Origin of the sequence: Flavobacterium sp. (assembly GCF_044369455.1) — a bacterium.
Lineage (GTDB): Bacteria > Bacteroidota > Bacteroidia > Flavobacteriales > Flavobacteriaceae > Flavobacterium.
In genome coordinates this window covers 148598-162880 of the sequence record NZ_JBIPLW010000007.1, presented here as the reverse complement: position 1 = coordinate 162880, position 14283 = coordinate 148598, and the positions used below count along the sequence as shown (strand labels likewise).

Annotated in this window: 8 protein-coding genes and 1 tRNA gene; 3 read left to right on the top strand and 6 right to left on the bottom strand. The window is 34.5% G+C overall.

Annotated elements, in window-relative coordinates:
* Nucleotides 1-13: 13 nt before the first annotated feature.
* Nucleotides 14-3085 carry a TAT-variant-translocated molybdopterin oxidoreductase gene (locus ACIQ2L_RS08785; RefSeq protein WP_396157847.1) on the bottom strand — a complete coding sequence of 1024 codons (3072 nt, stop codon included), beginning with the start codon at nucleotides 3083-3085 and terminating at the stop codon, nucleotides 14-16.
* Nucleotides 3086-3117: 32 nt separating this feature from the next.
* Entirely contained in the window at nucleotides 3118-4464 is a 1347-nt protein-coding gene (locus ACIQ2L_RS08780) for a c-type cytochrome (RefSeq protein ID WP_396157845.1), read from the bottom strand.
* 256 nt (nucleotides 4465-4720) lie between these two features.
* Here ACIQ2L_RS08780 and ACIQ2L_RS08775 point away from each other — a divergent pair, with 256 nt between their 5' ends.
* Entirely contained in the window at nucleotides 4721-5074 is a 354-nt protein-coding gene (locus tag ACIQ2L_RS08775; protein ID WP_396157843.1) for an SPOR domain-containing protein, read from the top strand.
* A gap of 34 nt (nucleotides 5075-5108) precedes the next feature.
* Here the strand turns inward: ACIQ2L_RS08775 and infB are convergent, their stop codons facing one another.
* From infB to rimP, 3 genes are read right to left on the bottom strand one after another with little or no spacing between them, the layout of a single operon-like run.
* Nucleotides 5109-7856 (bottom strand): translation initiation factor IF-2, encoded by a 2748-nt coding sequence (infB, locus tag ACIQ2L_RS08770; RefSeq protein WP_396157841.1) that lies wholly within the window; start codon nucleotides 7854-7856, stop codon nucleotides 5109-5111.
* 38 nt (nucleotides 7857-7894) lie between these two features.
* A complete protein-coding gene (nusA, locus tag ACIQ2L_RS08765) occupies nucleotides 7895-9136 on the bottom strand; it encodes a transcription termination factor NusA (protein ID WP_396157839.1) in 1242 nt (413 codons plus the stop codon).
* 7 nt (nucleotides 9137-9143) lie between these two features.
* On the bottom strand, nucleotides 9144-9611 hold the full coding sequence (gene rimP, locus ACIQ2L_RS08760) for a ribosome assembly cofactor RimP (RefSeq protein ID WP_396157837.1): 468 nt from the start codon (nucleotides 9609-9611) through the stop codon (nucleotides 9144-9146).
* 166 nt (nucleotides 9612-9777) lie between these two features.
* On the opposite strand from rimP, the gene ACIQ2L_RS08755 reads away from it, so the two are divergent.
* Nucleotides 9778-10602, top strand: a complete 825-nt coding sequence (locus tag ACIQ2L_RS08755; RefSeq protein ID WP_396157835.1) for a universal stress protein — start codon at nucleotides 9778-9780, stop codon at nucleotides 10600-10602.
* 53 nt (nucleotides 10603-10655) lie between these two features.
* On the opposite strand, the gene ACIQ2L_RS08750 is transcribed toward ACIQ2L_RS08755, so the two are convergent.
* A tRNA-Gln gene (locus tag ACIQ2L_RS08750) sits at nucleotides 10656-10726 on the bottom strand.
* A gap of 224 nt (nucleotides 10727-10950) precedes the next feature.
* Between ACIQ2L_RS08750 and ACIQ2L_RS08745 the strand changes: the two genes are divergently transcribed.
* Nucleotides 10951-14232: a DUF2723 domain-containing protein gene (locus ACIQ2L_RS08745; RefSeq protein ID WP_396157831.1), complete on the top strand. Its 3282-nt coding sequence runs from the start codon at nucleotides 10951-10953 to the stop codon at nucleotides 14230-14232.
* Nucleotides 14233-14283: the final 51 nt, after the last annotated feature.

The following is a 14283-nucleotide window of genomic DNA, read 5'->3' as shown; positions in this document are numbered from 1 at the left end:
CCAACTTATGCTCTTAGATATTTCTTACTTTAACTTGATAAACCACATTGGGTTTAGTACCAACACTTTCTAACAAATGATACGCTCTTTTATCTTCAACAAATTCATTGATTTTATCCGCTTTATTATTGATGTCTCCAAATTGCATGGCGCCAGTTGAACAAGCAGCTGAACAAGCCGTTTGGAATTCATCTGCCTTTACTTCTCTTCCTTCACGTTTAGCGGTTAAAATAGTATATTGTGTTTTTTGAATACACATCGAACATTTTTCCATAACTCCACGAGAACGAACGTTTACATCTGGATTAACAACCATTCGCCCTAAATCATCATTCATATGGAAATCAAATTCATCATTATTATTGTATAAGAACCAGTTGAAACGACGAACTTTATACGGACAGTTATTGGCACAATAACGCGTACCAACACATCGGTTATACGCCATTTGGTTTTGACCTTGACGACCATGTGAAGTTGCTGCCACAGGGCAAACCGTTTCACAAGGGGCGTGGTTACAATGTTGACACATTACGGGTTGGAAAGCTACTTGAGGATTATCGGCTGGACTTTCCATTTGTCCAAATCCGCCTAATGATCCTTTCTCTCCAAATAATCCGTCAAATCCTTTTTTCTTTTCATTATCACTCGCAAAAGTATCTTCAGAAGAATAATATCGGTCAATACGCAACCAATGCATATCGCGGCTTCTTCTTATTTCTGATTTTCCAACAACTGGAACATTGTTTTCGGCATGACAAGCAATAACACAAGCGCCACAACCCGTACAAGCATTCAAATCGATTGAAAGGTTAAAATGATGACCTACAGAACGATCAAAAGATTCCCATAAATCTACTTTGGTAGCTTCTACTTCTTTATGGTCTAAAGAGACCATAGCCACAGCATTCCATACTTCTGGTTCGTTGTATTTTGCATTAAATATTTCAAGAGTAGTTTCTTTTATTATATCTCCTCTTCCCATCAACGTTTTTTGTGATTGAACACATGCAAACTCATGCTCTCCACTTCCTTTAGTAATTGAAGCCGATTGTACATTATTAAAACCAGCATAAAATGCATAAGCGTTAAGACCAACTTGCATTTCCTCATTTAAGCCTTTCATTTTACCGTAACCCAAAGCCATTCCTAAAGTCCCTTTAGCTTGTCCTGGTTGAATTATAACTGGAACATTTTCCAGTTTTATTCCATTTACAGTAAGCGTTGCATAACTTCCGTTAAGACCTCCATTAGCAACAATTTTATTTTCAAAACCTAATTCTTTCGAATCAGCATCTGCTTGTGAAATAGTTACATAGTTATCCCATGAAACTCTTGTAATTGGATCCGGAAATTCTTGTAACCAAGGATTGTTTGCTTGTTGACCATCTCCCAAGCCTGTTTTAGTATACAACACCAATTCAAATCCTTTTGTAGGTGTCGATTGGGCTAATGCACTGGCTGCAGCTGCAAAATTTGCTGAACCTCCAACGGCACTTCCAGAAACTCCAACGACTACTCCGTCGTGAACGGTTTGATTCCATGAAGTACCTGAAGTGTAACTTCCCGCATTGGCTTTAATATAATCATGGTAATCTGCACTATTCCCATTCCATGACAATAATGCTTCTTGGAACTGTTTTGAGCTGAATAATGGACGAATCGTCGGCTGTGTTAAAGAATACGTTCCTTTAGTTAGCATTAAATCATTCCAAGACTCTAAATAGTGAGGTGCAGGAATAGCAATATTTGTAATAGAGGCTGTTTCATCTTCTCTTAAAGAAAATGCAGCTGATAATTTTACTTTTTTCAATCCGCTTACAAATTTAGCCGAATCTGCTAAAGTATACACTGGATTTACACCACTCATTATTAAAGTATGAACACTTCCTGCATTCATATCGGCAATTAGCTGAGCTACTTTCTCGTTAGAACCTTTTCTAATTTGACGAGTACCTGATGTAGAAAATGCCTCGCTAGCCAAAGCTTGATTAATAGCTACTACTAACAATTGAGCATTTTTGTCTTGAATTCCAGAAATTAAAAGGCCTTTACTTCCAGCATCTTTTAATTGTTTTGCTGCTTTCATAACTACATCTTCATTAGCTACTTTACCAGTAGAAATAACAGAATTTGTAATAAAATTATATATTTTAACTAAAGCTTGCTTTTGATTGGCAATAGTCATCGGAACACGCTTATCAGCAGCTGCTCCCGACAATGTCATATTGGCTTCAAATTGAAAATGTTTAGACATTTTTCCTTCTTGAGGAACTCTTCCTTTAGCATAACCCGAATCATAACCTCCACCTTGCCAATCGCCTAAGAAATCGGCACCTATTGACACTATGGTATTCGCTTTTGAAAAATCATAATCTACTAAAGCTCTTTCTCCATAAACAGCTTCAAATGCATCAAGAGCTGATGACTCAGAAACAGCATCATAAATAACATGTTTTGCAGTTGGGTTTTTAGCAATAAATTCAGCAATTAATTTTTCGGTGGATGGGCTTGCCAATGTATTTGTCAACAAAACAACTTGTCCACCTCTAGCTTTAGCTTCCGCTAAACTTGATTTTATTTTTAAATCAGCTTCTTGCCATGTTGCTTCTTTTTGAGCCACTTTGGTAATCTTCAAACGCATGCTATCATACAATGACAATACCGAAGCATGAACTCTTGCGTTGGCTGCAAAATTAGCGCCAGCAATAGTGTTATTCTCTATTTTGATTGGACGCCCTTCACGTGTTTTTACTAAAAGATTAGCAAAATCAAAACCATCAAACATAGATGTTGCATAATAATCAGCAACTCCAGGAATGATTTGTTCTGGTTGTAAAACGTAAGGTATTGATTTGTGTACCGGACCTTCACAAGCTGCTAAAGTTGCAGCGGCAGTGCTAAATCCAACGTATTTCAAGAAATCACGACGAGTTGTTGATGACGATGATAATGATTCTTTGTCCGATAAAAAGTCCGCTGTTGGGATTTCTTCTACAAATTCATTATTTCTAAGCGCCTCAACAATAGAGCTGTTTTCGTTAAGCTCCTCAACACTTTTCCAGTATTTTTTGTTCGATGACATCGTATATAAATATTAGCTTCTTAATAAATTTATTAGTAGTGACACTTACCGCATTCTAAACCTCCCATTTGTGCAGCAGTCAATTTGTCTACACCATATCTTTTGGAAAGTTCTGCGTGTATTTTGTCATAGTATGCATTTCCTTCCATTTTAACTTCTGTTTCTCTATGACATTTAATACACCATCCCATTGTTAAAGGAGCGAATTGTTTTTGAATTTCGTAGGTTTGAACTGGACCGTGGCATTTTTGACATTCAATTCCGGCAACCGTAACGTGTTGCGAGTGATTAAAGTACGCAAAATCAGGCAAATTGTGGATTCTAACCCATTTCACAGGACTGGTTTTTCCAGTATACTTCTGGTTTGTAGCATCCCAACCTACAGCACTATATAATTTTTGAATTTCTGCATCATAAAATGCTTTTGAATACTCTGGTGTTGCTGTACTATCAGCGACCTCTGCAATACTTTTATGGCAATTCATACAGACATTCAAAGAAGGAATTCCAGCGTTTTTACTAACTCTCGCTGATGAGTGACAGTATTTACAATCAATACCATTACTTCCAGCATGTATTCTGTGTGAATAATGAATTGGTTGAATTGGCGCATAATCTTGATCAATGCCGATTTGCATTACCCAGCTGTAGAAGAAATAACCACTTGCCAATAATAAAAATATTGAACTAACAAAAACTAAAAATTGGTTTTTAGCAAATGCTTTCCAAATGGGCAGTCTAGCTTCTTTCTCCGCCAGTTCAATACCATTTGCTTTGGCCACTTTATTTAACACATTATTCACTAAGAATAACATGATAACCAACATCAACATCACTAAAGATAGGGCTCCTAGAATTACTTCATTTGAAATCCCACTGTTACTTGCTACTGTATCAGGAGGACCTGCAGTTAGTCCTGGTGCTGGAGCCACGGCTTTAGGCTCATTGGTGTATGCAATAATATTATCAATATCAGTAGTTGTTAATTGAGGAAAAGCCGTCATTACTGACTTGTTATTTTCTTCATATACTTTGATTGCTTTTGCATCACCAGACTTAATCAAAGCCGAACTATTGTTGATCCATTTGTACAGCCAAGGCATATCATACTTTGCAGATACACCTCTTAACGCAGGTCCTGTCATTTTTTTATCCAAATTATGACAAGCTGCACAGTTTACATTAAATAATGCTTTTCCCGCTGCCGCATCTCCTCCAGAAGTTGCAGCCGGAGCTGCGGCTTTCGTAGCATCTGCTGTTGCAGTTGCTGCTGGCGGTGGTGTTGCTTGTGAAAATGAAGAGAAGGAGAATGTTAGCGATGCTGCTAGACAAAAAATTATTTTCCTTGAAATCGAATTATGGTTACCCACTTTTTTCATATAATATAGTGATTATCTACTACTATTTGGAATGATTTTTTCTGAGCTATATATCCAGTAAAAATCGATGCTTTATTAAAAACTTGCACAAAAATACGACTTATGAACTATTCTCAAAACCTTAAATATATCTTAAATATCAATTTATATTAATTCTAAATAACGTTTTCTGTAATGTTTAATTTTTTAAGTTTTACATTTGTATAAAAATCAAATCATTATGTCTACTTTTTCGAAATTTAAATTAGTTTTCCTTATGTCTTTTGTTGTTTTTTTATCGCAAAAAAGTATCGGGCAAATAGCAAAAGTAACCGTTAGTCAAGATCCAAAGTTTGAACAACTTTTAAATGAAAAAAGAAAAATAAACAGTTCCATCACAATAAACGACCGTTATAAAATTCAGATTTTTAATGGTGATACCGAAAATTCTAAAAAAACCTTAACCGATTTTAAAAGAGAAAATAAGAATCTAGATGCCACAATTGTTTTTAGTACACCTTTATATAAAGTTTGGGTTGGGAATTTTAAAACTAGAATTGAGGCCGAAAAAAACTTAACCGACTTAAAGAAAAAATATCCGAATGCTTTTTTGATAAAGCCGAATAAATAAAAAATCCCGAATCATCGGGATTTTTTATTTGGTGTTATTTCGCTTTTTTCTTCACTTCCACTTCTTGGAAAGCTTCAATAATATCTAGTTGTTCAATATCGTTATAATTCTTAATTTGCATACCACAATCATATCCTTTCGCTACATCTTTTACATCGTCTTTAAAACGTTTCAAAGTAGATAATTCCCCTGTAAAAATAACCACCCCTTCCCGAATGATACGGATGCTAGAATTTCTGAAGATTTTACCATCTGTAACCATACAACCCGCTATTGTTCCAACTTTAGACACTTTGAATATTTCTCTAATTTCAGCTGTTCCGGTGATTTCTTCCTTCATCTCTGGAGAAAGCATTCCTTCCATTGCATCTTTCAAGTCATTGATGGCATCGTAAATAATAGAATAGTTTCTGATATCGATTTCTTCTTTTTGAGCTAATTGACGTGCGTTTCCTGCTGGACGTACATTAAATCCGATGATAATCGCATCGGATGCTGACGCCAACATTACGTCAGTTTCTGTAATAGCACCAACTCCTTTATGGATAATATTAATTTGAATTTCTTCTGTTGACAATTTGCTAAACTCACTTGAAAGCGCTTCTACAGAACCATCCACGTCTCCTTTAAGGATAATATTCAATTCTTTAAATTGACCTAGTGCAATACGACGTCCAATCTCTGCTAATGTAATATGACGTTGCGTTCTAACGGATTGCTCGCGTAGTAATTGTATTCGTTTTGTTGCTATTTGTTTGGCTTCTCTTTCATCTTCAAAAACATTAAACTTATCCCCTGCAGTTGAAGCTCCATCTAAACCTAAAATAGATATAGGTGTTGAAGGTCCGGCAGTGGTTACACTATGACCTCTTTCGTCATGCATCGCTTTCACTTTACCATGATTCTTTCCTGCCAACACATAATCTCCAACTTTTAAAGTTCCGGATTGAACTAATATAGTAGAAACATATCCTCTACCTTTATCTAGTTGCGCTTCTACAACGGTTCCTACCGCAGGTTTATTTGGATTCGCTTTAAGATCTAAGATTTCTGCTTCTAGCAATACTTTTTCTAATAATTCTTTTACGCCCGTTCCTTTTTTAGCTGAGATATCGTGAGATTGATATTTTCCACCCCAATCTTCAACCAATAAATTCATAGCGGCTAATTTCTCTTTAATTTTTTCCGGATTCGCTCCTTGCTTATCAATTTTATTAATCGCAAATATCATCGGAACATTAGCTGCTTGAGCGTGACTAATAGCTTCCTTAGTTTGAGGCATAATATCATCATCCGCTGCAACCACAATAATTGCAATATCGGTAACTTGAGCTCCACGGGCACGCATAGCAGTAAATGCTTCGTGACCAGGCGTGTCTAAGAATGTTATTTTTTGTCCGCCATCAAGAGTCACTGCATAAGCACCAATATGTTGGGTTATTCCTCCTGATTCTCCAGCAATTACATTTTCTTTACGAATATAATCTAGTAACGATGTTTTACCGTGGTCAACATGACCCATGACAGTTACTATTGGAGCACGAGCCATTAAATCCTCTGCTCTATCTTGAACAACTTCAATTGCATCTTCAATATCTGAAGTTATAAATTCTACTTCATAACCAAATTCATCTGCTACAATTGATAAGGTCTCTGCATCCAAACGTTGATTCATGGTTACCATGATTCCCAAAGTCATACACGTCCCAATCACTTTTGTAATTGGCACATCCATCATGGTTGCAATTTCACCAACGGTAACAAATTCAGTTACTTTAATTGTTTTACTTCCTTCCTCTAGAGCTTGCATTTCTTCCTCCGTTCTTTGACGGTGAGTATCTCGCTTGTCTCTTCTGTATTTTGCTGCTTTAGATTTGTTTCCTTTACCCTGTAAACGCTCTAAAGTTTCTTTAATTTGATTTTTAACCTCCTCTTCTGTTGGCTCCACTTTTTGCACAATAGCTGGCCTAGCTCCTTTTTGGAAACCGCCACCTCCAGGTTTGTTTCCTGTTTTGTTTGGACCAAAAGCGTTTCCTCCTCCACCTCCGCCAATTACTGGTTTACCAGCTTCTCCGGGCTTTGGTGGAATTCTTTTTCTCTTATTCTTGTTTACGTTATTGTTAGCTGAAGCATTTTGTCCAGTCGCTGGAGAAGCAGGTTTAGCTACTACTTTTTTAAACTCTTCTTTTTTCTTCTTAGGCTTGTTGAACTGTGTTAAATCAATTTTTTGACCAGTTAATATTGGTCCGGTAAGATTTTGATATTTTGTTGTATGCGTTTCGTCAACAACTGCTTCTTCGGAAGTTTGGGTCGCTTCAACTTCAGTTTCTTTTGGAGCAATAATTTCTTTTTGGGTATTGCTCTCTTTCTTTTCAATAACTGGCTTAGATTCAGTTGGCGCAGGCGCAATTATTTTTTTTGGTTCCAAATCAATTTTTCCAACTTGTTTTGGAGCAGTTACCGTTGCTTTGGCTTTAATTAACTCTTGTTGTTGGTGACGCTCTTCTTCTTGTTTGCGTTTGTCTTCAATCTCTTTTTCTCTTTCTATACGAAGCGCTTCTTTTTCTTTTCTTATTTCTTCACTGATCCCTTTTGAAGCTTCTTTGTTTCCTTTGTCACCGGCAAACTGTCCGCAAAGAATAGTATATACATCATCGGAAATTTTTGTGTTTGGACTTGCTTCAATAGCAATGCCTTTATCCTTAAGATAATCCACAGCTCTTTCCAAAGAAATATTTAATTCCCTTAAAACTTTATTAATTCTAATATTTCCTTCAGACATAAAATCTTATTAATGTTATCTATTTTGCGTTGAAAGAGTTAGTCTTGAAACTCTTCTTTCAATATTCGTATTACTTCTAGAATGGTTTCTTCTTCTAAATCTGTTCTTCTGACTAAATCGGCAACATCTTGATTCAAAATACTTCTTGCAGTATCCAATCCAATTTTTGCAAATTCGTCAATTACCCATCCATCAATTTCGTCTGAGAACTCAGTTAATTCAACATCATCTTCCTCAGCAGTAATTCCTTCTCTAATGACATCTAATTCATAACCCGTTAAAAGTCCAGCCAATTTGATATTGTGTCCACCTCGACCAATTGCTTTAGAGACTTCTTCTAATTTCAAGAAAACTTCCGCTCTTTTTTTCTCTTCGTCAATTTTAACTGAAGATACTTTCGCAGGACTTAATGCTCTTGTAATATATAATTGCAGATTTGTTGTGTAATTAATTACGTCTATATTCTCGTTTCCTAATTCGCGAACAATTCCATGAATTCTGGATCCTTTCATTCCAACGCATGCTCCAACAGGATCAATTCTGTCATCATAAGAGTCAACGGCTACCTTTGCTTTTTCACCAGGGATTCTGACTACGTTTTTAATCATAATTAAACCATCAAAAACTTCAGGAATTTCTTGTTCAAATAATTTTTCCAAAAATTTATCTGCCGTTCTTGACATGATAATTTGAGGTTTATTTCCTTTCAATTCAACACTTTCAATAATTCCGCGAACGTTGTCACCTTTACGGAAAAAGTCAGATGGAATTTGTTTTTCTTTTGGCAAAACAATTTCATTTCCTTCATCATCAATCAAAATTACAACTCTTGGACGAACGTGGTGTACCTCGGCAGTATAAATTTCGCCAATTAAATCCTTAAATTGCTTGTAAAGATTTGTGTTATCATGCTCGTGAATTTTAGAAATCAAGTTTTGACGCAAAGCCAATATCGCTCTTCTTCCTAAATCGATTAATTTTACTTCTTCAGAAACTTCTTCTCCAATTTCAAAATCGGCTTCAATTTTTCTGGCTTCTGTTAATGTAATTTCTTCATTTTCTAGATCTAGATCATCGTCAGCAACGATTACTCTTCTTCTCCAAATTTCCATATCCCCTTTATCAGGATTAATAATGATGTCAAAATTATCGTCAGAACCGTATTTCTTTTTCAATGCGTTTCTAAATACATCTTCCAAAATCGCCATAAGCGTTACTCTATCAATAAGCTTATCGTCTTTAAACTCTGAAAACGAATCGATTAATGCAATATTCTCCATGCCTAATTTAATTAAATATTATTGTAACAATTGCTTCTTTTATATCTGAAAAAGGAACTTCACGTTTGTGCTCAACCGTTTCTTTTCCTTTCCCTATTTTCTTTGGTTCTCTTGCTGTCCAAGAAAGCGTAACATTTTCATCGTTAACTCCTTCTAATTTAGCTTCAATAGTTTCTGTAGTTGTTTTTACTTTTAATGTTCTTCCAATATTTTTTCGATATTGCCTAACCAATTTTAAAGGTGTCGACACTCCAGCAGAAGCTACTTCTAATGAAAAATCTTGTTCTTCGCGATCTAAATTATTTTCAATTGCACGACTAACATCTATGCAATCTTGCAAATTTACACCATTATCTCCATCTAAAGTAACAATCACTTTAAATGTTTCTGTAATTGTTAAATCCACAAGAAACAAAGATTCTTTTTCTTTTAATGCCTCTCCCAATATATCCGAAACTTTATCTCTAAATGCCATAGTTGTATAAAAAGAGGGAAGCAATGCTTCCCTCATTATTTAATTTTGAATGGTAAATAACGGTGCAAATATAGTTTTTTTTTATAAATCAAAAAAGTTGTTGTATCAAAAAAAAATAATATCTTTATTGTCTTAAAATTTACAATCCAAAATTTACGTTTATATTATGAAAAAAATCTTAGTCCCTACCGACTTTTCAGATCATGCTTATCAAGCTTTAAAAGTGGCTGCTCAAATTGCTAAAAAAAATGGAGCAGAAATCACTTTATTACACATGTTAGAATTACCTCATCAAGGCAGTGATGCGATAGGAAGTGGACATGATGTCCCTGAAATTATGATGTTTAAAAATGCAGCCATTAATAGATTAGAAGATTTAATGGATGATGATTGTTTGAAAGGACTTAATGTTACTGAAGTAATTCAATTTGAACTAGCATTTAATGGCATTATGAAAATCAGCGAAAAAAACAATATTGATTTAATCATTATGGGTTCGCATGGAGCTAGCGGTTTTAAAGAAATGTTCATTGGTTCTAATGCGGAGAAAGTAGTGAGAAACTCGGGAGTTCCAGTGTTGATTATTAAAAAAGATGCTGGAGAATTTAGTGTGGAAAAATTTGTTTTTGCTTCCGATTTTACAGATGAAATTAAAATCCCTTTTTCTAAAGTAGTCTCATTTGCTAATAAATTTGATGCAGAACTAGAATTAGTTATGATTAATACTCCTAGTAGTTTCAAACCAACTCATGTTGCCGTTGAAATCATAAAAAACTTTGCGTCTAACTTTTCTATTAACAAGCACACTATTAATATATACAATGATGTAAATGTGGAAAATGGAATACTAAATTTTGCTGATCACATTAACGCTGATTTAATTGGCGTTTGCACTCATGGAAGAAAAGGAATAGCACATTTTTTTAACGGAAGTATTAGTGAAGATTTGGTAAATCATTCTATGAGACCTATAGTTACTTTTAAAATATAACTAATTCAAATTTTATAAAAACAAAAATCCTCTCAACTTGAGAGGATTTTTTGTTGGTCTACAAGGACTCGAACCTTGAAAGACTGCACCAAAAACAGTTGTGTTACCATTACACCATAGACCAGCTTTACTTAACGCGAGTGCAAATTTAACACAAATTTTATTTTATACAAATAATTAGCTATAAAAATTAAAACGAATCTACTATATCTAGTGATAATAGACTACAATAAACTTGTAATTAAACCGTTATCCTATTTGAGAAAAAATTGTTAACGCACATTTAATTGCGTTAAAAAAAATAGTTTCTTTGTAGCATCAAAATAAAACCCTTCATTTCATATCTATATGATGAATTTTAACTTCAATAATTGGAACACCATCTTAGGATGGACAACATTTGCAATTGCCTTACTAACTTTTTCCTTAACCGTTGAACCTACTATGAGTTTTTGGGATTGTGGCGAATATATTTCTACCGCTGCAAAACTAGAAGTAGGTCATCCACCCGGAGCACCATTGTTCCAAATGCTAGGTGCTTTCTTTGCGATGTTTTCTTTTGGAAATGACTCTTTAGTGGCCTTAATGGTTAATATGCTTTCCGTATTCTCAAGCGCATTTACTATATTATTTATGTACTGGTCATCTACTATTCTATTAAAAAAAATAGTTTCATCGTATACCGAAATTGATAAAAACAAATCGATTGTGATTTTAGGAGCATCATTTGTTGGATCTTTAGCCTTTACTTTTTCAGACAGTTTTTGGTCAAGTGCCGTAGAAGCAGAGGTTTATGCGATGGCTTCTTTATTTATCGCATTGCTTTTTTGGCTTGGATTACGTTGGGAGCAAGATATGCACACACCAAAAGGAAATCGTTGGTTGTTACTTATTTCATTACTTATTGGACTTTCATTTGGGGTTCACTTTATGGCACTGTTAACCATTCCATCCATTGGTTTTTTATACTACTTTAAAAATTTTAAAAAAATTACTGTCAAAAATTTTATAATTGCCAACATCATTATTGTTGCTGTATTACTATTTATATTTAAATTACTATTGCCCTATACTTTAGCATTCTTTGGAAAAATGGAAATCTTTATGATAAATAGTATTGGATTACCTTTTAACTCAGGAACTCTAATTGCCCTTTTGTTGATTGTCGCTTTTTTCTATTTTGGATTAAGATATACCAAAGAAAAAGGGCATCCTTTTTACAACACTATTTTATTGTGTGTTCTTTTTGTTTTAATTGGTTTTTCTGTATGGATGATGTTACCCATTCGTGCCAATGCCAATGTGGTAATTAATGAAAATAAACCTTCGGATGCGGCCGAAGTTTTAGCCTACTATAATAGAGAACAGTATGGAGTTAATCCTTTATTCTATGGTCCACAATATACCGATACGTTTGCAGGTTTAGACAAAGACGAACCTTATTTAGACAAAGCACCAAACTATGAAAGAGATTATAAAACGGGCAAATATGTTATCGTAAATAATTACAAAAATGCTGAACAAAATAGTGACAACGCTCAAAAAGCAGTGCTCCCAAGACTTTGGAGTACGGATCATATAGATAATTATATTCAGTTTACTGGTGTTCCAAAAGTAGAACTCAATCAAAACTATCCTTACGAAGAAGACTTAGCGCAATACGGTGTTAATATCGATAGTTTAAGTGAAGAACAAGTTGGTATGGCGGTAGGTCAGTTAAAAGAAGAAATGGGGAAGACGATTACTGAATTCAAGTCGGCTTATGCCCAGAAAAAAATTGACAATGAAGATTATGTTTCCTTTCTTAAAAAATATAGCGATTATTTAATCATAGAAAAACCATCAACATGGGACAATATAAGTTTCATGATTGAATACCAATTTGGTTACATGTACGGTAGATACTTGCTTTGGAATTTTGTGGGAAAACAAAACGATGTTCAAGGAAAATATGATAATTTGGATGGGAATTGGTTAAGTGGAATTAAATTCATTGACGAAATTCATCTAGGCAAAGGAACTCAAGAAAATCTTCCAGATGATGTTATAAATAATAAAGGAAGAAATCTATATTACTTCTTACCATTCTTTATTGGCCTAATTGGGCTTATGTATCATGCACAAAAAGATTTAAAAAGCTTTTATGTACTTCTAGCCTTATTCCTTTTTAACAGTATTGCTTTAAAAATATTCTTAAACGAAAGACCATTTGAACCTCGCGAAAGAGATTATGCATTGGTTGGTTCCTTTTATGTGTTCGCAATTTGGCTTGGTTTCGGAGTTTATGCAATTTATGAAATTATCTCCGAGAAAATAAAATCGAAACTAGTTGGACCATTTGTTATTGCTATTTGCCTTTTGATTGCACCGATTTTAATGGCCTGCCAAAACTGGGATGACCATAGTCGCGCAAAAAAATATACAGCAATCGCTATGGCAAAAAACTATCTCGAATCGTGCGACCAAAATGCCATTCTGTATACAATTGGAGACAATGATACGTTCCCGCTGTGGTATGCTCAAGAAATTGAAGGAATTAGAACCGATATTAAAATTGTAAATACACAATTGTTCATGACCGATTGGTATATAGATCAAATGAAATTTAAAACGTATAAATCTGATGGCTTACCAATATCATTTAAACACGATGAATATGTAGGAGACAAATTAGATTACGTTGCCCACATTCCAAAAACAGATGCTCGCTGGGACATTAAAGCGTTTATCGATTTTATAAAAAATCCGAAATCAACCGTTGAAATGTCTAACGGTCAAACCATCCATTTTTACCCAACAAATAAAATCAGAATCCCTGTTGATAAAAATAAAATTATCAAGAATAATGTGGTCAATAGTATTTACTATGACTCATTAGTACCTTATATAGATTTAGACATAAAAGGAAGTGCTTTATATAAAAACCGTTTAATGGCTTTAGATGTTTTAGCTAATAATGACTGGAAACGTCCAATATATTTTACAGGTGGAAGTTTTGGAGATGACGATTATTTATGGATGAAAGACTACCTGCAGCTAGATGGATTGGTTTATAAATTAGTTCCGATAAAAACACCTATTGACAAAGAAAATCCTTATGATATGGGCGATATTGATAGTGACAAAATGTATGATTTGGTCATGAAATGGAACTGGGGTAATGGGCAACTTACGAGTATTTATCACGATCCAGAAACCAGAAAAAATAGTATTTCCTATAGAACTAATATGGCAAGACTAATGGAGCAATTAATCAATGAAGGCAAAATAGCGAAAGCTAAAAAGATAATCGAATTAGCACTAAATAAGATGCCAATGGATTACTATGGCTATTATACTATGGTTGAACCCTTTGCGGGTGGCTATTATGAAGTAGGAGAAAAAGCCAAAGCCCGACAACTATTAGAAAGATTGATGACGAAATACAAACAAAATCTAACCTATTATTCAGGAATTCAGCCCTCAATTCAAAACGGTATTGCATCAGATATCATTACTGATATTGAACGCTATAGAAGTTTACTTACGGTCATAAAAGATAGAGGCGATATCGAATTCTACAATAAAAACAAACCCGCATTTAATGCATTGGTCAACCGATTTTCCCGTTTCGGAAGAGAATTAGAATAATATAATTTAAAAAAATAGAAGATGTGCTAATTTGCTTCGCCAGTTCGCTTT